The organism is Streptomyces sp. TRM70350, from assembly GCF_019219825.1.
Classification (GTDB): domain Bacteria; phylum Actinomycetota; class Actinomycetes; order Streptomycetales; family Streptomycetaceae; genus Streptomyces.
The window spans coordinates 75,835-99,357 of record NZ_JAHUXH010000022.1 but is presented as its reverse complement, the minus strand read 5'-3'; the positions used below and the strand labels follow the sequence as shown (position 1 = coordinate 99,357).

The following is a 23,523-nucleotide window of genomic DNA, read 5'->3' as shown; positions in this document are numbered from 1 at the left end:
TGTTCCGTAACTCCTTAATGAGCGGGTGTTTCGGGCTCAGCTCTTGGTGACCATGGAGCGCACGAAGAACCGCAGGTTGGCGGGCTTCTCCGCGAGCCTCCTCATGAAGTAGCCGTACCAGTCGGTGCCGTACGCGGTGTAGACGCGCATGCGGTGACCTTCGGCGGCGAGCCGCAGCTGCTCCTCGGTCCGGATGCCGTACAGCATCTGGAACTCGTACTCGTCCGGCTTGCGCCCGGCGCGCCGGGCGAGTTCCTGGGCGATGGCGATCAGGCGCGGGTCGTGGGACCCGATCATCGGGTACCCCTCGCCCTCCATCAGGGTCCGCAGGACGCGGACGTATGCCTTGTCGATCTCGTGCTTCTGCTGGTGGGCGACCTCGGCGGGCTCCTTGTACGCCCCCTTCACCAACCGTACGCGGCTGCCGTCCGCGGCGAGGCGGCGGGCGTCGGCCTCGGTGCGGAAGAGGTAGGCCTGGATGACGCAGCCGGTCTGCGGGAAGTCCTTCCGCAGCTCCTGGTGGATGGCGAACATCGAGTCGAGGGTGGTGTGGTCCTCCGCGTCCAGCGTCACCGTCGTACCGATCTCGGCGGCGGCCTCGACGACCGGGCGGACGTTGGCGAGGGCCAGCTCGTGGCCGCCTTCCAGCGCCTGCCCGAACATCGACAGCTTCACCGACATCTCGACCCGCTCGCCCAGCTCCAGCGGCTTGAGCCGGTCGACCAGCTCCAGATAGGCGTCCCGGGCGGCGCAGGCCTGCTCACGGGTGGTGATGTCCTCGCCGACGACGTCCATCGTCAGCTCCAGGCCCCGGCCGGTGAGGGCCTCGATGATCGGGACGACGTCGTCCACCCGCTCACCCGGGATGAAGCGGTCCACGACCTGTTTCGTCCCCGGGGCCGCCGTCATCAGGCGTCGCATCCGGTCGCTGCGCGACGCGGCGAGAATCACGGGACCCAGCACGGGGCACCTCCAGAACACAACCAACATAAGGCCGATACCCGACGATTCGGGGACGGTACGGAGAACCACCGTGAAACCTAGGGATCCCTCCGATCGTCGGCCATCGACAGCTGTCACGCATCCGTGCCGCAGATCTCAGACAGATGTATGAAGGCCCCAGGGAAATGGGAGAGAATGCCCGGGTGACGGCCGAATACCGGGATGACTACCAGGAGCTGGTCGACGAGATCTCCGAGCTCCTCGGCGCCCCCGCGACCCTGGAGAACCGCGACTTCGAGCTGATCGCCTTCGGCGCCTACGACAGCGAGGGCGACCTCGATCCGTCGGCGCTGGACCCGGTCCGCACCCGCTCGATCCTGACCCGCCGCTCCACGGACGCCGTCCGCGCCTGGTTCGAGAGCTTCGGCATCACCCGGGCGACCGGCCCGGTCCGGATCCCCCGCACTCCGGAGGCGGGGGTGCACCGGGGCCGGATCTGCCTTCCGGTACGGCATCGGGGGGTCGTCCTCGGTTACGTCTGGCTGCTCGACGGCGAGCCCGGGCCCACGGACGCCCAGCTGGCCGCCGCCATGGAGGTGACCGGCCGGATCGGTGCGCTGCTCGCCGACGAGGCGCAGGCCGGGGCCGACCTCACCCGGGAGTTCCGGGCGGTGCTGACGGCGGAGCGCGGCTGGCAGCGGGACATGGCGGTGGCCGCCCTGCGCACGGCCCTCGGCCCGCGCGGCGAGGGCCCGCACGCGGTGGTGTGCGTGGCGCCGTGGCCGTCGGCGGACCCGGAGGACGCCCCGTCGGCCCGGGCGGTACCGCACACGACGGCCCTGTGCACGATCCCCTGGGGTACCACCGGCCAGAGCCTGGCGGTGCTGGTCCGGCTGCGCTCCACGGACGTACGCACCCCGGCACTGACAGCGGCGAACCGGCTGCTCAAGGGGGACGCCCGGGCCGGCGTGGGCGACCCGCTCAGCGGCCTCGCCGACCTCGGCACGGCCTGGCAGGAGGCGACGGCCGCGGCCCGCGCGGCGCTGGCCGAACCCCGCCTCGGGCCGGTGGCCGAGTGGTCCCGCATCGGCCCGTACCGGCTGCTGACCTCCCTCCCCCCGCAGACGGCCCACGACCCCGCCGTCGCCCCGCTGCTCTCCCCCACCCACCACGAGCTGGCCCGCACGGCCGAGATCTACCTGGACTGCGCGGGCCAGGCCGCCCGCACCGCCGCCGAACTGGGCATCCACCGGCAGACGCTGTACTACCGGCTGTCCCGGGTGGAACAGCTGACGGGCCTCGACCTGGACGACGGGGAGGACCGGCTGCTGCTGCACATGGCGCTGAAGGGGGCGCGGCTGTGAGCATCGCACCCCCACATGCCGCGCCCCCTCGACGGTGCGCCCGTCCATGGTCGTCTTCGCCGTCGTCCACGGCCTCGTCGACGTGGCGACCGTGCCCCCGGTCATCGGCCTGTGCCGGCGGGCGTACGGCGACGACGGCCCCATCGTGTTCGGCTGGGCCACCTCCGCCCACCAGTTGGGCGCGGGCGTCTCGGCCTTCCTCGGCGCCACGGCCCGTGACCTGTTCGGCTCGTACGACGTGGTGTGGATGGGGCTGAGCGCCGTCTGCCTGGTGGCGGCCCTGCCGGCCCTGGTGGTCGACCGGTACAACGACGAGAGGGTGAATGAAAACGATTGTCATCATGTTAAGGTCATCGAACGATCAACCTTTAACCTTGCCCTTACCCGGAGTGTCCCGTGCGCCTCCCCGCCCGCCCCCTCTCCCTCACCGCGGCCGCCGCGGCCTCCGTCCTGCTCACCGGTTGCTTCTCCTCGGCCGGCTCCGACGACGCCTCCGCCTCCGGCGAGGGCAAGCGCATTCGCGTGGCGATGCTGCAGCCCCCGCGTTCGGGCCTGTCCCCGCTGTCCGACGACGCGTTCAAGCTCTCCCGCTGGTCGACCGCCGAGACGCTGGTCAAGCTGGACGCGGAGGGCAACGCCCAGCCGGCACTCGCCACCGAGTGGACACAGTCCGGGAAGAGCTGGACCTTCACCATCCGCGACGGCGTCACCTTCCACGACGGCACCGAGCTCACCGCCGAGGCCGTCGTCAACTCCCTCACCAAGGCCGCCACGGCCTCCCCCAAGCCCCGCATCCTCGACGGCGTGGACCTGACCGCGAAGGCCGACGGCGACAAGGTCACCGTCACCACCGCCGTCGAGGACCCCCTGGTCCCGCAGCGCCTCAGCTCCCCGCAGCTGTCGATCCTCGCAGCGAAGGCGTACAAGGGGAAGGCGGTCAACCCCGTCGACGCGGGCACCGGCCCCTTCGAGCTGACCAAGGTCAACGGCGCCGTCTCCGCCAGCCTCGACCGCTACGACGGCTACTGGGGCAAGAAGGCCAAGGCCCCCGGCATCGACGTGAAGTTCGTGCCCGACGGCACCGCCCGCGCCGCCGCACTGCGCAGCGGCGAGGCCGACATCGTCGAGGCGATACCGGTCTCGCAGGCCGCGGTGCTCGACCAGGACCTGATCACCGAGGTCCCGATGCCGCGCACCAACACGCTGTACCTCAACACCGAGAAGGGCGTCTTCAAGGATGCCTCGCTGCGAGCGGCGGCCCGCGAGGCGATCGACGCCGAGTCGATCGTCAAGGGCGTGTACGAGGGTCGCGCCGATGTCGCCGAGGGGCTGCTGGGCCCGGCGCTGCCGTGGGCGTCCGAGCTGCGCACGCCGGTGACACGGGCCGCCGAGGCCGGTGAACCGAACGGCAGGACGATCACCATCGGCACGTACACCGACCGGTCCGAGATGCCCGAGGTCGCGGCCACACTGCAGCAGCAGCTCCAGAAGGCCGGGTTCAAGGTGAAGCTCGACGTCCGCGAGTACGCGAACATCGAGTCCGACGCCATGGCGGGCAAGTTCGACGCGTTCATCCTCTCGCGCGCCACCGTCCTCGACTCCGGCGACCCGGCCGCGTACCTCTACAGCGACTTCGCCTCCGACGGCGGCTTCAACCTCTCGCAGTTCGCCGACAAGGAGGTCGACAAGGCCCTGAAGAAGGCCGCCGACACGCCGGTCGGCGACGCCCGCCGCAAGGCGATCATCGAGGCCGAGGCCGCCGTGCTCGCCAAGGACGCGGCGGTGCCGATGCTCCACGAGCGGGTGATCCAGGGCGACGCCGCCGGTGTCGTCGACGCGGCCCACGACCCGAGCGAGCGTGAGCTCGTCACGGTCGACACGTACGTCAAGTGAAGGCAGTGGCGAGGAAGTCGGTCAGCCCGGCCGGGCTGACCCGCTTCGTGTGTCTCGTCGCCGTCCTGGCCACCGTCGGCCTGCTGCCCTGGCTCTCGCACAAGGACCCGGCGCTCACCGTGCTGCGCGCCCGGTCGGCCGAGCAGGAGGCGACCGAGGAGGCCCTGTCCGCGATCCGCGAGGACCTCGGGCTGGACGCCGGTCCCCTCGCGCTGCTGGGGAGTTGGTTCTCGGACCTGCTGCGCGGCGACTTCGGCACCTCCTGGGTGTCCGGGACCGACGTCCTGCCGTCCGTCGTCGCCGGCCTCCAGGTGTCGCTGGGCCTGATGGGCGCGGCACTCGGTGTGGCGGTGCTGCTGGCCGCCGCGCTGGTGGCGCCGGTGCTGGTACGGGGGCGGGGGTCGGGCGGCGGATTCGCCGCGATGCTGGCCGCCGTGCCCGAGTTCCTGCTGGCCACCGTCGCGTTGCTGGTGTGCGCGGTGTGGCTGGGGTGGCTGCCCACGTCCGGCTGGGAGGGGCCGCAGAACATGGTCCTGCCCGCGCTCGCGCTCGGCGTCCCGGCGGGCGGTCTGCTCGGCCGACTGGTCGCGGACGCGCTGCCCGCCGTGCTCGACGAGCGGTGGGTGGAGCTGTGGCGGGGCGCGGGCGTCAGCCGCGCGAGGATCTCCGGGGCCGCCCTCAAGCGCGCACTGCCGCCGCTGGTACCGCAGTTCGGGATGGTGGCCGTCGGGCTGACCGGGGGCGCGGTCGCGGTGGAGACGGTGTTCGCGGTGCCGGGCATCGGCCGTACGGCGCTGGGCGCGGCCAAGTCGCAGGATCTGCCGATGCTCCAGGGCTCGGTCCTGGCGTTGCTGCTGCTCGGCCTGGCCACGGGGGCGGTCGCCGCTCTTCTGCGGCGCCGCCTGCTGGGCCCGGCCCTGCGTGACGCCGGGCTCGCCCTCCCTCCGGCCCGACCGGTCCGTACACACCCGGCGGTGCCGTTGACCCTGTTCACAGTCCTTGCCGTGGCCATCGGCTGGGGCCTGCTGCGCGACCCGTACGCCGTGAACACCGCAGCCCGCCTCGCCGCGCCCTCCTGGGCCCACCCCCTGGGCACCGACGCCCTGGGCCGCGACGTCCTCGCCCGGCTCGGGCACGGCGCCGCCTCGACCGTCGGCACGGCAGCCGCCGTATGCCTGCTGTCGCTGCTGGTGGGGCTGGCCCTCGGCTTCCTCCCCGGCATCGCGGCCGGCGCCGCCGACATCGCCAACGCCCTGCCCCCGGTCATCGTCGGCATCCTGGTCGCCGCGGCCGCCGGACCCGGCACCGGCGGCGCGGCCGTCGCCGTCGCGCTGATCTCCTGGCCACCGCTGGCCGCCCACGCGGCGGCGCTGGTGCAGGAGGTGCGGGCGTCGGCGTTCCTCACCGCCCAACGGGCCATCGGGGCGACGCCGTGGTGGATCCTCACCCGGCACGTCCTGCCGTCCGTCGCCGCGCCCGTCGCCCGGCACGCCCTGCTGCGCCTGCCCGGCATCGCCCTCGCGCTGGCCTCCCTCGGCTTCCTGGGCCTCGGCGCCCAGCCGCCCGCACCGGAATGGGGCCTGCTCCTCGACGAGTCCCGCGCCTATGTGGAACGCGCCCCCTGGGCCGCCCTCGCCCCGGCCGTGGCCCTCGCGCTGCTGGCGGCGCTGGCAGTGACCGGTGCCACGTACAGCCGACGGGTCCGCAAGCTCACGCCCGCGGTGAAGCCCGCGGTGAAGGAGACCCCCGTTGCCGTCTGACGCACTGCTCTCGGTACGCGATCTGCGGATCGCCTTCCACGGCGTCGAGGCCGTCCGCGGCCTCTCCTTCGACGTCCGCCCGCGCGAAGTCCTCGCCCTCGTCGGCGAGTCGGGCGCGGGCAAGTCCCTCACCGCCCGGGCCCTGCTCGGCATGCTGCCGCGGGAGGCCACGACGAGCGGCACGATCCGGCCGGACCTCTCGTCGGACCGCGGCCGCCGCATCACCCTGGTCCCGCAGGACGCCCTCTCCGCCCTCTCCCCCGTGCATCCCGTCGGCGACCAACTCGCCGCCGCCGTACGGTCCGTGCGCCGCGTCACCCGCAAGGAGGCCCGCGCCCTCGCCGTGGCCGCGCTCGACCGGGTCGGCATCCCCGACGCCGCCCGCAAGGCACGCGCGTACCCGCACGAGTACTCCGGCGGCATGCGGCAGCGCGCGGTCATCGCCATGGCGACGATCAACGAACCCGACGTCGTCGTGGCCGACGAACCCACCACCGCACTCGACGCCGAGCGCCAGGAGCAGGTCCTGCGGCTGCTCGGCGAGCAGCGTGAGGCGGTCGGCGCCGCGCTGGTGCTGGTCACGCACGACATGGAGGCGGTACGGGCGCACGCGGACCGGGTCCTGGTGATGTACGCCGGGCGGCAGAGCGAACTCGGTCCGGCGGCGGGCGTACTGACCCGCCCCCGCGCCCCCTACACGGCGGGCCTGCTGGCCTCGCTCCCCCAGTACGCCCGCGGCCGCCGCCTGCCCACCCTCCCCGGCACCCCTCCCGCGCCGGGCGCCCTCCCCCGGGGCTGCGCCTTCGCCCCACGCTGCCCGCTCGCCACCGAACGCTGCCGCGCCGAGGAGCCTCAGCCGCGCCCGCTGGACGGTCGTACCGTCTCCTGCCACCGCGCGGAGGACGTCACGATCGAGCTGTTCCAGGAGGCGCAACCCGCATGACCGCCCGCATGGTCCCTCTCCTCGACGTTCGCGAACTGGTCGTCCGCTACGGCGACTTCACCGCCGTGGACCGGGTCTCCTTCTCGGTCGGCGCGGGCGAGACCCTCGCCCTGAACGGCCCGTCCGGCTGCGGCAAGTCCTCCACGGCCCTGGCCGTACTCCAGCTGCGGCGCCCGCACAGCGGCGAAGTCCGTTTCGAGGGCCGGGAGTTGACGACCCTCACCGAACGCGAGCTGCGCCCGGTCCGCCCGCGCATGCAGCCCGTCTTCCAGGACCCGTACGGGTCGTTGAGCCCCCGCCACCGCATCCGGGACGCGGTGGCGGAACCGCTGAAGGTGCAGGGCCGCTGGAGCGACACCGACGGCCCCGCCCGCGTGGCCGAGCTCCTCGACCGGGTGGGCCTCGACCCCTCGTACGGCGACCGCCACCCGCACGAGCTCTCCGGCGGCCAGTGCCAACGCGCCGGAATCGCCCGCGCACTGGCCTCCGAGCCGCGCCTGCTGGTGCTCGACGAGCCGGTCTCCGCCCTCGACCCCTCGGTGCGGGCCGGTGTGCTGAACCTGCTCGCCGACCTCCAGGACGACCTCGGGCTCGGCTACCTCTTCGTCTGCCACGACCGGGCCGTCGTACGCCACTTCGCGGACCGGGCGATCGAGATGCGCGAGGGGCGGGTCATCTCCGGGTAGCGGCCTCGATCACCTGGCGGAGGCACTGATGCGACGGCGACGCTACGGCGGGTGCGGGCACAGGAAACGCCGGACGGGCCGATCGACTCAGCCCGTCCGGCGTTCGAGGACGAGGCCCGTTCAGGGCCGAAGCGGGAGTCTGGGGGCGGCAGCCCCCAGGGACGGCAACCTCAGACGAGGTTCACCGCCCGAGCAGACGTCGCCCCGATCTCCGAGGCGACCTCGGCGAGCACTCCCGTGGGCACCGCGTCATCGACGGTCAGCACAGCCAACGCCTCGCCTCCCGCCGTCGCGCGAGCGACCTGCATCCCGGCGATGTTGATCCCGGCCTCGCCGATGATCCGGCCCACCGTGCCGACGACTCCCGGCCGGTCCTCGTACCGCAGGACCACCATGTGGTCGGCCAGCGCGAGGTCCACGTCGTAGTCGCCGACCGCGACGATCTTCTGCAGGTGCTTGGGACCGGCGAGCGTGCCGGACACCGACACCTCCTCGCCGTCGCCGAGCGTGCCGCGCACGGTCACGACGTTGCGGTGGTCCGGCGACTCCGAGCTGGTGGTCAGCCGCACCTCGACGCCACGCTCCTGGGCGAACAGCGGGGCGTTGACGTAGGACACCGTCTCGTCGACGACGTCCTCGAAGACACCCTTGAGCGCGGACAGCTCCAGCACCTTCACATCGTGCTGGGTGATCTCGCCGTACACCTCGACGTCCAGCCGCACGGCCACCTCACCGGCGAGCGCGGTGAAGATCCGGCCGAGCCGCTCGGCGAGCGGCAGACCCGGCTTGACGTCCTCGGCGATGACACCGCCCTGGACGTTCACCGCGTCCGGGACCAGCTCACCGGCGAGCGCGAGGCGGACGGACTTGGCGACGGCGATACCGGCCTTCTCCTGTGCCTCGTCGGTGGAGGCACCGAGGTGCGGGGTGCACACGACCTGGTCGAACTCGAACAGCGGCGAGTCGGTGCAGGGCTCCTTGGCGTACACGTCGAGACCGGCACCGGCGACCCGGCCCTCCTTCAGCGCCGAGTACAGCGCCTCCTCGTCGACGATCCCGCCGCGCGCGGCGTTGACGATCCGCACGCTCGGCTTGACCTTGCGCAGCGCCTCCGCGCCGATCAGGCCCAGCGTCTCGGGGGTCTTGGGCAGGTGGACGGTGATGAAGTCGGAGACCTCCAGCAGCTCGTCCAGCGACAGCACCTTGACGCCCATCTGCGCGGCCCGCGCGGGCTGCACGTAGGGGTCGTAGGCGACGACCTTCATGCCGAAGGCGGACATCCGCTGGGCGACCAGGGCGCCGATCCGGCCGAGGCCGACGACGCCGAGGGTCTTCTCGGCCAGCTCGACGCCGGTGTACTTGCTGCGCTTCCACTCGCCGTTCTTCAGCGCGGCGTTGGCCTGCGGGATGTTGCGGGCGGTGGCGAGGATCAGACCGCAGGCCAGCTCGGCGGCCGTCACGATGTTCGAGGTGGGGGCGTTGACGACCATCACGCCGGCCTTGGTGGCGGCGGAGACGTCGACGTTGTCCAGGCCGACGCCGGCTCGCGCGACGACCTTGAGCTGGTGCGCGGCGGCGATCGCCTCGGCGTCGACCTTGGTGGCGGAGCGGATCAGGATCGCGTCGACGTCGGCGATGGCGGGGAGCAGTTCGGCTCGGTCGGCGCCGTTGCAGTGCCGGATCTCGAAGTCCGGGCCGAGCGCGTCCACGGTCGCGGGCGACAGCTCTTCAGCGATGAGTACGACAGGTTTCGAGCTCACGTGAGTCCTCACATGTGCGATGCGGACGGCCGTCCCGACGGCCGCAGGCGGTGGAGGGGGAGCGGCGCCGGGGAATTTCGGGTGCGCCTCCGCGTCGTTCGGTGCGTGCCTGAAATTCCTCGGTGTCGCTTGGCCGCGTGGAAGACGCACGACGCTGTGGGCCTGACGCGTATGTAATACGGCAGTGTAGTGGCGCTGCCGGGGTCGTCCTGCGCCTCTGCGGAAGGATCACCCGTCCGTGGCTGGACGGGTTGGACAACGGGGCCGGAGCAGTGCGTCCGGCCCCGTCGGCCGAGGCCTACGCCTCCTCGTTGACCCAGGACATCAGCTTGCGCAGCTCCTTGCCCGTGGTCTCCAGCAGGTGCTCGGAGTCCTGCTGCTTGTACTCGTTGTACTTCTTCAGACCGCCGTGGTACTCGTCCATCCAGTTCCGCGCGAAGGAGCCGTCCTGGATCTCGGCGAGGACCTTCTTCATCTCGGCCTTGGTGGCGTCGGTGATGATCCGCGGGCCGGTGACGTAGTCGCCCCACTCGGCGGTCTCGGAGATCGACCAGCGCATCTTCTCCAGGCCGCCCTCGTACATGAGGTCCACGATCAGCTTCAGCTCGTGCAGGCACTCGAAGTACGCGATCTCCGGCTGGTACCCGGCCTCGGTCAGCGTCTCGAAACCGGCCTTGACCAGGGCGGCCGTACCACCGCAGAGGACGGCCTGCTCACCGAACAGGTCGGTCTCGGTCTCCTCGGTGAACGTCGTCTTGATGACACCGGCGCGGGTGCCGCCGATGCCCTTGGCGTACGACAGGGCCAGCGCGAAGGCGTTGCCCGTGGCGTCCTGCTCGACGGCGGCGATGCAGGGAACGCCGCGGCCCTCCTCGTACTGACGGCGCACCAGGTGGCCCGGTCCCTTGGGGGCGACCATGCAGACGTCGACACCCGCCGGGGGCTTGATGAAGCCGAAGCGGATGTTGAAGCCGTGGCCGAAGAACAGCGCGTCGCCGTCCTTCAGGTTCGGGGCGATGTGCTCCTCGTAGACCTGGGCCTGGATCGGGTCCGGGACGAGGATCATGATGACGTCGGCCTCGGCGGCTGCCTCCGCCGGGGTGACCACGCGCAGGCCCTGCTCCTCGGCCTTGGCCTTGGACTTGGAGCCCTCGTGCAGACCGACGCGGACGTCGACACCCGAGTCACGCAGCGACAGGGCGTGGGCGTGGCCCTGGCTGCCGTAACCGATGACCGCGACCTTGCGGCCCTGGATGATGGACAGGTCGGCGTCGGCGTCGTAGAACAGCTCGGCCACTTTGGGTCTCTCCTTGGAGTGCAGTTGTTGCGTCCCACCGTATGACGGCGGGGGGAAGGGAAGGTTCGGGGTCTCGCCATCCGGGCGGCCCGTGTCGCACGGACCGCCCGTTTCACATCGTTACGCCGATCGGTCCAGCGCGCGCAGCGAGCGGTCCGTGATCGAACGCGCACCGCGTCCGATCGCGATCGTGCCGGACTGGACCAGTTCCTTGATGCCGTACGGCTCCAGCATCTTGAGCATGGCGGACAGCTTGTCGCTGCTGCCGGTGGCCTCGATGGTGACGGCCTCCGGGGAGACGTCGACGGTCTTGGCGCGGAACAGCTGGACGATCTCGACGATCTGGGAGCGCGTCTCGTTGTCGGCGCGCACCTTCACCAGAACGAGTTCGCGCTGCACGGCCTGCGACGGCTCCAGCTCGACGATCTTCAGCACGTTGACCAGCTTGTTGAGCTGCTTGGTCACCTGCTCCAGCGGCAGGTCCTCGACGTTCACCACGATGGTGATGCGGGAGATGTCGGGGTGCTCGGTGACGCCGACCGCGAGCGAGTCGATGTTGAAGCCGCGGCGGGAGAACAGGGCGGCGATCCGGGCCAGGATGCCCGGCGTGTTCTCCACCAGGACGGAGAGCGTGTGCTTGGACATGGTCTTTTTACGTCTCTCTCGCTCAGTCGTCTTCGTTGTCGCCGAAGTCGGGGCGGACGTCCCGGGCGGCCATGATCTCGTCGTTGGAGGTGCCGGCGGCGACCATCGGCCACACCATCGCGTCCTCGTGGACGATGAAGTCGATCACGACCGGGCGGTCGTTGATCGAGTTCGCCTCCTCGATGACCTTGTCGAGGTCGGCCGGGTCCTCGCAGCGGATGGCGTAGCAGCCCATGGCCTCCGACAGCTTCACGAAGTCGGGGACGCGGGTGCCGCGGGCCTGCGGGTTGATGTCGTCGGGGCCGGAGTGCAGCACGGTGTTGGAGTACCGCTGGTTGTAGAAGAGGGTCTGCCACTGGCGGACCATCCCGAGGGCGCCGTTGTTGATGACGGCGACCTTGATCGGGATGTTGTTCAGGGCGCAGGTGGTGAGCTCCTGGTTGGTCATCTGGAAGCAGCCGTCGCCGTCGATCGCCCAGACGGTGCGCTCGGGCACACCGGCCTTGGCGCCCATCGCGGCGGGGACGGCGTACCCCATCGTCCCGGCGCCGCCGGAGTTGAGCCAGGTGGCGGGCTTGTCGTACTCGATGAAGTGCGCGGCCCACATCTGGTGCTGGCCGACGCCGGCCGCGAAGATCGTGCCCTCGGGGGCCAGCCGGCCGATGCGCTCGATGACCTGCTGCGGGGAGAGCGAACCGTCCTCGGGCTGGTCGTAGCCCAGCGGGTAGGTGTCGCGCCAGCGGTTGAGGTCCTTCCACCAGGCCTCGTAGTCGCCCCGGTGGCCCTCGCTGTGCTCCTTCTGCACGGCCTGGATCAGATCGGCGATGACCTCGCGGGCGTCCCCGACGATCGGCACGTCGGCGGCGCGGTTCTTGCCGATCTCGGCCGGGTCGATGTCGGCGTGCACGATCCTGGCGTACGGGGCGAAGCTGTCCAGCTTGCCGGTGACGCGGTCGTCGAAGCGGGCGCCGAGGGCGACGATCAGATCGGCCTTCTGCAGGGCCGTGACGGCGGCGACCGCGCCGTGCATGCCGGGCATGCCCACGTGCAGCGGGTGGCTGTCGGGGAACGCGCCGAGCGCCATCAGGGTGGTGGTGACGGGCGCTCCGGTGAGTTCGGCGAGGACCTTCAGCTCGGCGGTGGCCTTGGCCTTGATCACTCCGCCGCCGACGTACAGCACCGGCCGCTTGGCGGAGGTGATCAGCTTGGCGGCCTCGCGGATCTGCTTGGCGTGCGGTTTGGTCACCGGGCGGTAGCCGGGCAGGTCCATGGTGGGCGGCCAGGAGAACGTGGTCCTCGCCTGGAGGGCGTCCTTGGCGATGTCGACCAGGACCGGGCCGGGGCGGCCGGTGGCGGCGATGTGGAACGCCTGCGCGATCACCCGGGGGATGTCCTCGGCCTTGGTGACCAGGAAGTTGTGCTTGGTGATCGGCATGGTGATGCCGACGATGTCCGCCTCCTGGAAGGCGTCCGTGCCGATCGCCTTGGAGGCGACCTGGCCGGTGATCGCGACCAGCGGCACGGAGTCCATGTGCGCGTCGGCGATCGGCGTGACCAGGTTGGTGGCACCGGGGCCGGAGGTCGCCATGCAGACGCCGACCTTGCCGGTGGCCTGCGCGTAGCCGGTGGCCGCGTGGCCGGCGCCCTGCTCGTGCCGCACCAGGACGTGGCGGACCTTGCCGGAGTCCATCAGCGGGTCGTACGCCGGAAGGATCGCGCCGCCGGGAATGCCGAATACCGTGTCGGCGCCGACCTCCTCGAGAGAGCGGATGAGGGACTGCGCACCCGTGACGTGCTCGGGGGCGGACTGCTGTCCTCCGGATCGGGGCCGCGGCTGCGGGTGATGGGCCCCGGTGGCCTGCTCGGTCATCGGCATTCTCTTCTCGATGCTGAGGGTTTTTGCGAGGTTTGTGCGGTGTACGACTGCTGTACGGCAGGTGCCTGTGCAACAAAAAACCCCTCGTGCCGTAAGGCAAGCGAGGGGAGCGCGCCGGTGTGGTCGCTGGGGTTGCCGGATCGTCCTCCGGTGGGTCCCAGCTCAGCCGACGCGCTGTCCAAGTACGAGAATTCGGGTGCGCATGGCACAGACCCTCCCCCCGGCGCGCACCCACTGTCAAGTGGGTGGGACGGGAGTCTCATTATGTGAGCGCAGAGGGGTGGCGAGGGGGGTGCCCACCGGTGTGGCGACCTGCGTGCCGCCTCTGAAGACGGTGGTCGCCCCTCCGGAGTACGTGCCCGCGCCGCCGCCCGCGAAGGCGGGCTCGGCCGGTCCGTGTGGCACCGGATATTGGCCGGAACTGAGCACCCGGCGCAGCCGGTACTCGTCCAGGGGCCCGGAGAAGGCCATGCCCTGCCCGTGCGTACAGCCCATCGCGCGCAGGGCGACGACCTGCTCGGGCAGATCCACGCCGTCCGCCACGGACTGCAGGCCGAGATCGCCGGCGATGCGCAGCAGCCCGCTGGTGATCTTGTGCAGCCGCGCGGACTCGACGACGCCCTCGACGAGGCCCCGGTCGAGCTTCAGCACGTCCAGCGGGAGTCGCCTGAGCGCCGTGATGGCCGGGCAGCCGCTGCCGAAGCCGTCGAGCGCGATACGCACACCGAGCCGCTTGAGGGAGCCCAGGCGACGCTCCAGGTCGTCCAGGGGGATCTTGGCATCGATGTCGGACAGCTCGATGATCAGTGCCCCGGACGGCAGCCCGTGCCGGGTCAGCAGCGCCTCGACGGAGCCGAGGGGCATCGACCGGTCCAGCAGCCGGCGGGCGGCCATCCGCACGGCGACCGGTACGGCGTGTCCGGTCGCGGCGCGTTCGGCGGCCTGTTCCACGGCCTCGGCCAGCATCCAGCGGTCCAGCTCGGCCGTCTTGTCGCTGTCCTCGGCGACGCGCAGGAACTCCGCTGGCGTGAACAGCACCCCCTGGGACGACCGCCAGCGCGCCTGCGCGGTGACCGATGTGATCCGGCCGCCCTCAAGGCACACCACCGGCTGGTGCAGCAGGGTGAACTCGCCGTCGTGCAGCGCGGCCCGCAGCCGGGTGGCCAGCTCCGCCTTGCGGACGACGTCCTGCTGCATCTGTGGCTTGTACAGCTCGACCCGGCCCTTGCCGGCCGACTTCGCCCGGTACATCGCGAGGTCGGCGTTGCGCAGCAACTCGCCCGCGCCGAGGCCCGGTTCGGCGAAGGCGACGCCGATGGACGCGGCGACCCGGACATCGTTGCCGTCGATGAGGTACGGCTGCGACAGCGTCGCCCTGAGGCGGTCGGCGAGCTCCAGGATGTTGCGTTCGCGGGCGGCCCGGTCCCGGGCGCCGTCGCCGACGATGAGGGCCGCGAACTCGTCGCCGCCGAGCCGGGACGCGGTGTCGCCCTGGCGGACCGCCTCCTGGAGTCTGCGCGCGGCCTGGACGAGCAGTTCGTCCCCGGCCTGGTGCCCGATCGTGTCGTTGACGGCCTTGAAGCCGTCCAGGTCGATGAAGAGCACGGCCGTGCCCCGCAGGGCGGCACCGCGGTCGGTGCTGCGGCGGCCGGACAGGGCCTGCTGGACGCGCTTGGTGAACAGCGCGCGGTTGGGCAGGTCGGTGAGCGGGTCGTGCTCGGCGTTGTGCTGCAACTGCGCCTGCAGGCGCACTCTTTCGGTCACGTCCCGGCTGTTGAAGATCAGGCCGCCGTGGTGCCGGTTGATGGTCGACTCGACGTTCAGCCAGCCGCCCTCGCCGGACCGGAAACGGCACTCGATGCGCGTGGTGGCTTCCTCCAGGGGGCTGGCGGCGAGGAAGCGGCGCACCTCGTGCACCACGCGGCCCAGGTCCTCCGGGTGGATGAGTTCGGCCAGTTCGGTCCCCACCAGCTCCTCCGCGGGGCGTCCGTAGACCCCGGCGGCGGCCGGGGAGACGTACCGGAGGATGCCGTTGGGCGCGGCGATCATGATGACGTCGCTGGAGCCCTGCACCAGGGAGCGGAAGTGGTTCTCCTTCTGCGCCAGTTCCTGGGTGAGGGTGATGTTGTCGAGCAGCATGATCCCCTGGCGCACCACCAGCGCGAGCACGACCGTGCCGCCGGTGAGCAGCACCACGCGGTCGACGCTGCGGCCGTTGAGCACGTTGTAGAGGATCCCCAGCGTGCAGACGGCGGCCGCGAGGTACGGCGTGAGAGCGGCCAGCGAGCCGGTGAGCGGCCGGGTGGCGGGATACCGGCTGCGCTCGCCCTGCTGTGCGGGCGGGTGCGGGTGGCTGCTGCCGCGCTGCCCGGGCACGTGCTCGTGCACCACGCGCGTGTGCGGCTCGTCGGCGGGCTGTCCGGGGCGCTGGGCGGCCCAGGGGGCGTACGCCAGCAGCAGCGAGCCGGCGAACCAGCCCGCGTCCAGCAGCTGCCCCGAGTGGTAGGTGTCGTGCATCAGCGGTGAGGTGAACAGGGCGTCGCACATCACGGTCAGGGCGAGCGCGCCGATCGCGGTGTTCACCGCGGAGCGGTTCGCGCCCGAGCGCCGGAAGTGCAGCGCGAGCACCATGCTGACCAGGGCGATGTCGAGCAGCGGGTACGCCAGCGACAGCGCGGTGTGCGCGACGCCGGCGCCGCCGCCCTTGGCCGCCTGGGCGAGCGCGAGGCTCCACGACAGGGTGACCAGGGAGCCGCCGATCAGCCAGGCGTCCAGGGCGAGGCAGACCCAGCCCGCCTTCGTCACCGGCCGCTTGGCGAGGACCAGCAGGCCCACGATGGCGGGCGGCGCGAAGCACAGGAAGAACAGGTCTGCGTAGCTGGGGCTGGGCACGGGCTGTCCCAGGACGACCTCGTACCACCCCCAGACGCCGTTGCCCAGGGCGGCCATCGTCGAGGAGAGGGCGAACAGCAGCCAGGCGGAGCGGAACCGGACGCGGCGGCTGTGCGCGTACACGAAGCACGACAGGGCGGCCGCGCCGGCCGCGGCGCTCAGCCCGAAGTCCCCCATGATCAGGGCGAGACGGTCCGAGCCCCAGCCGACCGCGGAGCCGACGGCGTAGCCCGCGCACAGCAGGGCCAGGACCAGTTGCCGGTACATGCTCGACCCGCCGCGGGGCGCCGGTGGCCGGGGCAGCAGGGCGCCCGGCGCGGGCTGCGGCCGCAGCGCCTGGTCGAGGGGGGTCGTGGTCGGCGAGGGCGCGTTCACCGGGCCCTCCCGGTGCGTACCGCTCCCGGGTCCCGAGGGTCCCGGGGCGCGCAGTGGGCCTGCTTCCTGCGGCTGCTGTGCCTGCGGTGTGGATGGGTGTGGTGCCCGCCGTGACTGGCGTGGTGGCCCCGTCGTCGCGTGGCCGTGCGCCAGGGCCGCCGTCGGCGGCCCCGCCTCGTCGGATCGTTCGTCCATAGGCCGTGCATCGCCCGTCGCCCCCCTCGCAGTCTGAAATCTCCATCCCCGGCGCCGAACGGTACGCGGCGCAGCCCCTGTCGGGACGATACACCAGTCTCGTCACTCAGGGACATAGCTTCTCTACGCTCCGTGACCACCAGTGAGAACGCGGCACGGACCGCGTCCGGACGGTTGCGGAGGGTGCCCGAACCGGGTCAGACGTCGGCCACGCCGACGGTTCTACGCACCCCTCGCGCCCGTCGTAAGGATCACGTTGCGCAGCGGCTCCCGGTTCACGAAGCGATGCAACTGGTCCACGAGCAGCCGCTTGGCGCGCGGCAGGAACGCGGACGTGGGGCCGCCGACATGGGGGCTGATCAGCACACCTGGCGCCTGCCACAAGGGATGGGACGGCGGCAGCGGTTCCGGATCGGTGACGTCGAGGGCCGCGGTGATCCGGCCGCTCTCCAGCTCCGCGAGCAGCGCCTTGGTGTCCACGACGGGGCCGCGGGCGACGTTGACCAGCAGCGCGCCGTCCTTCATCCGGCCCAGGAACTCGTCGTTCACCAGCCCCCGGGTGGTTCCGGTCAGCGGCGTGGAAAGGATCACGACATCCGCCTCGGGGAGCAGGGCCGGCAGTTCGGTGAGCGGTTGCACGGGGCCGCGCGCCGTGGTGCGCTCTGAGCGCGCGACGCGCGCCACCCGCGCGAGCTCAAAGGGCGCGAGCCGGTCCTCGATGGCCGCGCCGATCGAGCCGTACCCGACGATGAGCACGTTCTTGTCGGCGAGCGCCGGCCGGAAACCGCCGAGCCACTCGCCCTTGTCCTGCGCCCGGACGAAGTCCGGGATCCCGCGCAGCGAGGCGAGGATCAGGGCGAGGGTGAGCTCCGCCGTGCTCGCCTCGTGCACCCCGCGCGCGTTGCACAGGCGCACCCCCGGGGGAAGGTGCCCCAGCCCCGGTTCGACATGATCGATTCCGGCGGAGAGCGTCTGCACGACCTGCACGGAGGTCATCCGGGCCATCGGCCGTACACCGACCTCGGACGGCTTCATGTAGGGGACGACGTAGAAGGAGCAGTCGGCCGGGTCCGCGGGGAACGTTTCTCCACCGTCCCAGAAGCGGTACTCCGGCCCGTCCGGAAGTCCCTCGATGTCCTCCGGCGGGATGGGCAGCCACACGTCAGCAGTCATGGTCATGAGGCTATGTGAGGTGCGGTGTGGTGCGGGGGTTAGGTTGGAGGGCCTGGAGAGGGAGGGTTACGGGCAGGTGGAGCGCAGGACGATCGGCGCGGCGGCACTCGCGGTGGGGGCCGTCGGACTCGGGTGCATGCCGATGAGCTGGGCGTACAGCACGTCGCGGCAGCGGGGCGACGAATCGCTGAGGGCCGTGCACCGGGCGCTCGATCTGGGCTCGACGCTGCTGGACACGGCCGACATGTACGGCCCGTTCACCAACGAGCTGCTGGTGGGACGGGTGCTGAAGGAGCGGCGCTCCGACGCCTTCGTGTCGACCAAGGTGGGACTGCTGGTGGGCGAGCAGCACATCGTGGCCAACGGCCGCCCCGGCTATGTGAAGCGGGCCTGCGACGCCTCGCTGCGGCGGCTGCAGACCGATGTGATCGACCTCTACCAGCTCCACCGCGCGGACCCCGAGGTCCCCGTCGAGGAGACCTGGGGCGCGATGGCGGAGCTCGTGCGGGCCGGGAAGGTGCGGGCGCTGGGGTTGTGCGCGGTGGGTGCGCGGGGCGGACGCCGGTCCGGGACGCGGCTGCACGACGCGACGATCCGGCAGTTGCAGCGGGTGCAGCAGGTCTTTCCGGTGAGCGCGGTCGAGGCGGAGTTGTCGGTGTGGTCGCCGGAGGCGCTGGACGCGCTGCTGCCGTGGTGCGCGGCCCGCGGCATCGGCTTCCTGGCCGCGATGCCGCTCGGCAACGGCTTCCTGACCGGCACACTCACGCCGGGCGAGGGCTTCGAGCCGGACGACATGCGGGCCCGCCACCCGCGCTTCACGGCCGAGATGATGGCCGCGAACCAGCCGATAGTGGCCGGTCTGCGCCGCGTCGCCGCCCGCCACGGCGAGGACGTCACGCCTGCCCAGGTGGCCCTGGCGTGGGTGCTGGCCCAGGGGCGGAACGTGGTGCCGGTGCCGGGGGCCAAGCGGGAACGGTGGGTGACGGAGAACGCCGGGGCGGTGGGGGTGCGCCTGACGGCGGAGGATCTGGCGGAGGTGTCGGGGTTGCCGGGGGCGCAGGGGTCCTGGGATTGAGGGTCTCTCTCACAGGCGGCTGACCTGGGGCTTCGTGGTTCGTCGGGTCCGTCCTCGGTTCGGGATTCCGGTGATCGGGAACCCGTGGGGCGCGAGCGGTGTATGACAAGTAGAACTCGCGGCGTCGAAGGGACCATGATCGTGCAACGTCGAGCTGTGACGGCCGTTCTGGCCGCGGCCACCCTCCTGCTCACGGCCGGCTGCTCCTCCGACGGCGAGGCAAGCCCCCCGGGGGGCGGGACGGCGACATCGAGTCGTGCGACGGCGCAGTCGTCGCCCTCCGGAGCGGCAGCCGAGGAGCCCCCGCCCGCCAAGGGCTCGGTCGAGGTCGTGCGCACGGTCACCGAGGGCCTCGACAGCCCCTGGGGCCTGGCCGCGCTGCCCGACGGCGACCTGCTGGTCTCCTCCCGCGACGAGGGCACGATCACGCGCGTCGACACGGAGACGGGCAGGCATACGGAGCTGGGCGAGGTGCCCGGGGTGTCACCGGCGGGCGAGGGCGGGCTGATGGGCCTCGCGCTCTCCCCGGACTACGCCTCGGACCACATGATCTACGCGTACTTCACCTCGGCCTCGGACAACCGCATCGTCCGCATGCGCTACGACGAGCAGAAGCCCTCCGGCGAACAGCTCGGCGCCCCCGACACGGTCTTCCGGGGCATCCCCAAGGGCTTCATCCACAACGGCGGCCGGATCGCCTTCGGCCCGGACGGGATGCTGTACGCGGGCACGGGCGAGACCGGCGAGGAGGGTCTGTCCCAGGACAGGGAGTCGCTCGGCGGCAAGATCCTGCGCATGACCCCGGACGGCGAGCCCGCCCCGGGCAACCCGTTCCCCGGCTCGACGGTGTACTCGTACGGCCACCGCAATGTGCAGGGCCTCGCCTGGGACAGCAAACAGCGCCTGTTCGCCGCGGAGTTCGGCCAGAACACCTGGGACGAGCTGAACGCGATCGAGCCGGGCGGCAACTACGGCTGGCCGGAGGTGGAGGGCAGGTCCGACGACTCCGCGTACCGCAACCCGATAGCCCAGTGGAGCACCGACGAGGCCTCCCCCAGCGGTATCGCCTACGCCGAGGGCTCCATCTGGATGGCGGGCCTGCGCGGCGAACGCCTGTGGCGCATCCCCCTGGACGGCACAGAGGTCTCCGCCGACCCCCAGGCCTTCCTGGAGGGCGAGTACGGCCGCCTGCGCACGGTCCTCGCGGCCGACGGCGACAAGCTGTGGCTGGTGACGAGCGAGACGGACGGCCGGGGTTCCCCGGATGAGGGGGACGACCGGATTCTGGAGCTGGAGGTGAGCTAGGCCTCGGGCAGAGCCAACACGGCTCCTCCATCATGGGCTGCCGTCATTATGGCGCGTGCGGCCGTTCGCCGTGCCCGGCCTCTTCGCCGGTCGGCTCGGGTGGCCGTACCACCACCTTGCCGGACGCGAGGTCTATGGGGCCGCGGCCCGGGTCGCCGTCGCCGACGTCCTCGCGGGTCAGTTCCAGGCGGTTCTGTTCGTCACGGGTGTGTTTGCGGCCGGGTGCGAACAGTTCCTCGAAGACGTTGAACACGGGGCCTCCCTCGGCCGGTTGTTTTACAGCGTAAGCCTCACCCTGCCTTTGGAGCGCTGAGGGTTTCGGACGGGAACAGGCCCAGCCGATGCGCCAGCGCCGCCGCCTCGCCGCGCCCCGAGACGCCGAGCTTGCCGAGGATGTTGGAGACGTGGACGCTGGCCGTCTTCGGGGAGATGAAGAGTTCCTCGGCGATCTGGCGGTTGGTGCGGCCGCCCGCGACCAGGCGCAGGACGTCGCGTTCGCGGGTGGTGAGGCCCAGGGCCTGGGCGGGGTCGGCGACGGGCTTCGGGGCGGGGGCCGGGGCCAGGGCGAGGCGGGCACGCTGGGCGAGGACGGTGACGGCATCGGCGAGGGGGCGGGCGCCGAGGTGGTCGGCGACGGCGTGGGCGAGGCGCAGCAGCTCTGTGACGCGCTCGCGGTGCTCCGTGGCGCCGGTGGCGAGCAGGGCCTCGGCGAGGCGGTGGCGGACGCGGGCGAGGTCGTAGGGGCGCTGAAGTTGCTCGAAGGCGGTGACGACCGGGGTCCAGGTGTCGGGGGTGTCGCGGCCCTCGGCGCGGTGCAGTTCGGCGCGGACCCACTGCTCGTGGGCGAGCCAGATGGGGACCTTCGTGGTGAGGGACTTGACGGCGGTGAGGATGCGGTCGAGAGCCTCGGCGCGGCCCTGTTCGGCGGCGGGCAGGGTGCGGGCGTCGGCCTCGGCGGTGGCGGCGGCCAGCAGCAGCGGCCAGCCGTACTGCTCGGTGCCGGGTGGGGCGCCGGCGTCCAGGGCGGCGTGGAGTTCGGCGCGGGCGTCGAGGATGCGGCCCTCCGCGGCGGCGATGCCGACGGCGAGGGTCGCCATCGGCAGCCACTGCTGGGGCATGGGATCGTGCGAGCCGAACGCGGCGCGGGCGGCGTCCAGGCGGCGTCTCGCCTCGGCCACATCGCCCCGGCTCAGGGCGAGATGGGCCAGGCGCACGGCGCCGGAGCCCTGGGGCTTGGCGCTCTGGCCGCGCCGGAGCACGTTGGCCGCGGCCTGTTCGGCCTCCTGCCAGCGGCCGAGGCTGTACAGCGACTCGGAGAGGTTGGCCCACACCCAGGCCTCGGTGTCGAGCAGGCCCATCTTCCGGGCGAAGGCGGTGCCTTCCTCAAGGATCGGGGCGGCCTCCCGGGAGCGGCCGGTGGCTTCGAGTTCGGCGGGCAGGTTCACATACGCGCGTCCGGCGACGTAGGCGAAGCCCTCCTGCAGGGCCCGCTCCTTGACCTCGTACATCTCGGCGAACCCCGCCCCGGCGTCGCCCGCGTCGACGGTGAGGCCGCCGAGGGTGAGGCGGGCGTTCAGTTCGATCTCGCGGGTGCCGACCATGCGCGCGTACTCCACGGCTCGTTCGGCGGCGGCGAGGGCCTCGGGGCCGGGCTGGTGCAGCATCGACCAGTTGGCGACGGTGGTGAGGACCTCGGCGTGCACGTCGGAGGGCGGCAGGCCGCGCAGCAGCTCCTGCGCGGTGGCCAGTTCCTGCCGGCCGTCGCCCCGGGCGAGGGCCTGGACCAGCCGGGAGCGCTGGGTCCAGAACCAGGCGGCGCGCAGCGGGTCGTTCTCGTCCTCCAGGATGCTCAGCGCGCGCCGGATGATCTTCATGGCGCGTTCGCGTTCGCCGCAGAAGCGGCCGGCGACGGCGGCCTCGGCCATCAGGTCGAGGTAGCGCAGCGGGGTCGTCGCCGGGTCGCAGCCGCAAGGCGGGTACGACGCGGTGTAGTCGACGGGGCGCAGCCCGGCGCGTACGTCGTCGGGGGCGGCGTCCCAGAGCTCCATCGCGCGTTCCAGCAGCCGCAGTTGCTCGGAGTAGGCGTCGCGGCGGCGGGCGGCGACCGAGGCGGCCAGGACGGCGGGCAGGGCCTTGGCGGCGTCGTTGGCGTGGTACCAGTAGCTGGCCAGGCGGGTCACGCGCTGGTCGGCGGGGACGAGGCCCGGGTCGGCCTCCAAGGCCTCGGCGTAACGGCGGTTGAGACGGGAGCGCTCGCCGGGCAGCAGGTCGTCGGCGACGGCCTCGCGGACCAGGGAGTGCCGGAAGCGGTAGCCGTCGCCGGTGGGGGCGGCGAGCAGGATGTTGGCGTTCACGGCCGCGCGCAGCGCCTCGATGAGGTCGTCCTCGGCGAGCCCGGCGACGGCGGCGAGCAGCCGGTACTCGACGGTGGAGCCGCCCTCGGCGACGATCCGGGCGACCCGCTGGGCGCTCTCGGGCAGGCCCTCGACGCGGACGAGGAGCAGGTCGCGCAGGGAGTCGGTGAGGCCGGTGCAGGAGCCCTCGTGGGCCGCGACGGCGAGTTCCTCGACGAAGAAGGCGTTGCCGTCGGAGCGTTGGAAGATCGCCTCGACCTGGGTGGGGTCGGGTTCGGCGGCGTGGATGCCGGCGATCTGGCGGGCCACTTCCTCGCGGTTGAAGCGGGGGAGTTCGATGCGCCGGACCGTGCGGAGCCGGTCGAGTTCGGCGAGCAGCGGGCGCAGCGGGTGGCGGCGGTGGATGTCGTCGGAGCGGTAGGTGGCGAGGACGACCAGGCGGCCGGTGCGCAGGGTGCGGAACAGGTAGGCGAGGAGGTGGCGGGTGGAGGCGTCGGCCCAGTGCAGGTCCTCCAGGGCGACGACGACCGTGCGGTCGGCGGCGACGCGCTCCAGCATGCGGGCGGTCAGCTCGAAGAGGCGGGCCATGCCCTCCTCGTCATGGCGGCGGGCGCCCGCGTCGCCCAACTCCGGGAGCAGCCGGGCCAGTTCTGCCTCCTGCCCGGCGGCCGCGGCGGCCAGTTCGTCCGGCAGTTCACGGCGCAGGGCGCGCAGTGCGGTGGAGAACGGGGCGAAGGGCAGTCCGTCGGCGCCGATCTCGACACAGCCGCCGAGCCCGACGACGGCGCCCTTGCGAGCCGCCGCGGTGCTGAACTCCTCGACGAGCCGGGTCTTTCCCACGCCCGCCTCACCGCCCAGGAGCAACGCCTGCGGCTCGCCCGCGGCAGCGCGGGCGAGCGCGTCGTTCAGCGTGTCCAACTCCTCGGCGCGGCCGACGAAGACGGGACTGACGGACCTGGTCTCCACAAGTCCGAGCATCGCACGCGGG

Annotated in this window: 16 protein-coding genes and 1 pseudogene; 8 read left to right on the top strand and 9 right to left on the bottom strand. The window is 72.1% G+C overall.

Annotated elements, in window-relative coordinates; translation table 11 throughout:
- Window positions 1–36 precede the first annotated feature (36 nt).
- Window positions 37–963 carry a proline dehydrogenase family protein gene (locus KWI83_RS27370; RefSeq protein WP_218517057.1) on the bottom strand — a complete coding sequence of 309 codons (927 nt, stop codon included), beginning with the start codon at window positions 961–963 and terminating at the stop codon, window positions 37–39.
- Window positions 964–1,127: 164 nt separating this feature from the next.
- Here KWI83_RS27370 and KWI83_RS27365 point away from each other — a divergent pair, with 164 nt between their 5' ends.
- The 6 genes and pseudogenes from KWI83_RS27365 to KWI83_RS27345 all read left to right on the top strand — a co-directional run bounded on the left by KWI83_RS27365 (window position 1,128) and on the right by KWI83_RS27345 (window position 7,588).
- Complete coding sequence (locus KWI83_RS27365; protein WP_218517056.1) at window positions 1,128–2,306, top strand: helix-turn-helix domain-containing protein; 1,179 nt, start codon at window positions 1,128–1,130, stop codon at window positions 2,304–2,306.
- 28 nt (window positions 2,307–2,334) lie between these two features.
- Window positions 2,335–2,604: pseudogene (locus KWI83_RS39075) on the top strand (MFS transporter); the annotation flags it as partial.
- Window positions 2,605–2,702: 98 nt separating this feature from the next.
- Window positions 2,703–4,199: an ABC transporter substrate-binding protein gene (locus KWI83_RS27360; protein WP_218517055.1), complete on the top strand. Its 1,497-nt coding sequence runs from the start codon at window positions 2,703–2,705 to the stop codon at window positions 4,197–4,199.
- Complete coding sequence (locus KWI83_RS27355) at window positions 4,196–5,959, top strand: ABC transporter permease subunit (protein ID WP_218517054.1); 1,764 nt, start codon at window positions 4,196–4,198, stop codon at window positions 5,957–5,959. Before KWI83_RS27360 ends, KWI83_RS27355 begins: the two co-directional genes overlap by 4 nt.
- On the top strand, window positions 5,949–6,902 hold the full coding sequence (locus tag KWI83_RS27350) for an ABC transporter ATP-binding protein (RefSeq protein WP_218517053.1): 954 nt from the start codon (window positions 5,949–5,951) through the stop codon (window positions 6,900–6,902). The genes KWI83_RS27355 and KWI83_RS27350 overlap by 11 nt, the downstream gene beginning before the upstream one ends.
- Window positions 6,899–7,588 carry a dipeptide/oligopeptide/nickel ABC transporter ATP-binding protein gene (locus KWI83_RS27345; protein WP_256362877.1) on the top strand — a complete coding sequence of 230 codons (690 nt, stop codon included), beginning with the start codon at window positions 6,899–6,901 and terminating at the stop codon, window positions 7,586–7,588. Before KWI83_RS27350 ends, KWI83_RS27345 begins: the two co-directional genes overlap by 4 nt.
- Window positions 7,589–7,758: 170 nt before the next feature.
- On the opposite strand, the gene serA is transcribed toward KWI83_RS27345, so the two are convergent.
- The 6 genes from serA to KWI83_RS27315 form a co-directional block, all read right to left on the bottom strand.
- Entirely contained in the window at window positions 7,759–9,348 is a 1,590-nt protein-coding gene (serA, locus tag KWI83_RS27340; RefSeq protein ID WP_218517052.1) for a phosphoglycerate dehydrogenase, read from the bottom strand.
- Between the two features lie 298 nt (window positions 9,349–9,646).
- Entirely contained in the window at window positions 9,647–10,645 is a 999-nt protein-coding gene (ilvC, locus tag KWI83_RS27335; protein ID WP_218517051.1) for a ketol-acid reductoisomerase, read from the bottom strand.
- A 120-nt stretch (window positions 10,646–10,765) separates the two neighbouring features.
- Window positions 10,766–11,290: an acetolactate synthase small subunit gene (gene ilvN / locus KWI83_RS27330; protein WP_166002432.1), complete on the bottom strand. Its 525-nt coding sequence runs from the start codon at window positions 11,288–11,290 to the stop codon at window positions 10,766–10,768.
- 22 nt (window positions 11,291–11,312) lie between these two features.
- Complete coding sequence (locus KWI83_RS27325) at window positions 11,313–13,160, bottom strand: acetolactate synthase large subunit (RefSeq protein WP_218517050.1); 1,848 nt, start codon at window positions 13,158–13,160, stop codon at window positions 11,313–11,315.
- A gap of 243 nt (window positions 13,161–13,403) precedes the next feature.
- On the bottom strand, window positions 13,404–16,433 hold the full coding sequence (locus tag KWI83_RS27320) for a bifunctional diguanylate cyclase/phosphodiesterase (RefSeq protein WP_218517049.1): 3,030 nt from the start codon (window positions 16,431–16,433) through the stop codon (window positions 13,404–13,406).
- 417 nt (window positions 16,434–16,850) lie between these two features.
- Complete coding sequence (locus KWI83_RS27315) at window positions 16,851–17,801, bottom strand: 2-hydroxyacid dehydrogenase (protein WP_218517048.1); 951 nt, start codon at window positions 17,799–17,801, stop codon at window positions 16,851–16,853.
- Between the two features lie 76 nt (window positions 17,802–17,877).
- Between KWI83_RS27315 and KWI83_RS27310 the strand changes: the two genes are divergently transcribed.
- Both KWI83_RS27310 and KWI83_RS27305 read left to right on the top strand, forming a co-directional pair.
- Window positions 17,878–18,876: an aldo/keto reductase gene (locus KWI83_RS27310; protein ID WP_218517047.1), complete on the top strand. Its 999-nt coding sequence runs from the start codon at window positions 17,878–17,880 to the stop codon at window positions 18,874–18,876.
- Window positions 18,877–18,978: 102 nt separating this feature from the next.
- Complete coding sequence (locus KWI83_RS27305) at window positions 18,979–20,181, top strand: sorbosone dehydrogenase family protein (RefSeq protein ID WP_218517046.1); 1,203 nt, start codon at window positions 18,979–18,981, stop codon at window positions 20,179–20,181.
- A 46-nt stretch (window positions 20,182–20,227) separates the two neighbouring features.
- On the opposite strand, the gene KWI83_RS27300 is transcribed toward KWI83_RS27305, so the two are convergent.
- Complete coding sequence (locus KWI83_RS27300; protein WP_218517045.1) at window positions 20,228–20,434, bottom strand: DUF6191 domain-containing protein; 207 nt, start codon at window positions 20,432–20,434, stop codon at window positions 20,228–20,230.
- A gap of 37 nt (window positions 20,435–20,471) precedes the next feature.
- Complete coding sequence (locus tag KWI83_RS27295) at window positions 20,472–23,513, bottom strand: helix-turn-helix transcriptional regulator (protein ID WP_218517044.1); 3,042 nt, start codon at window positions 23,511–23,513, stop codon at window positions 20,472–20,474.
- Window positions 23,514–23,523: the final 10 nt, after the last annotated feature.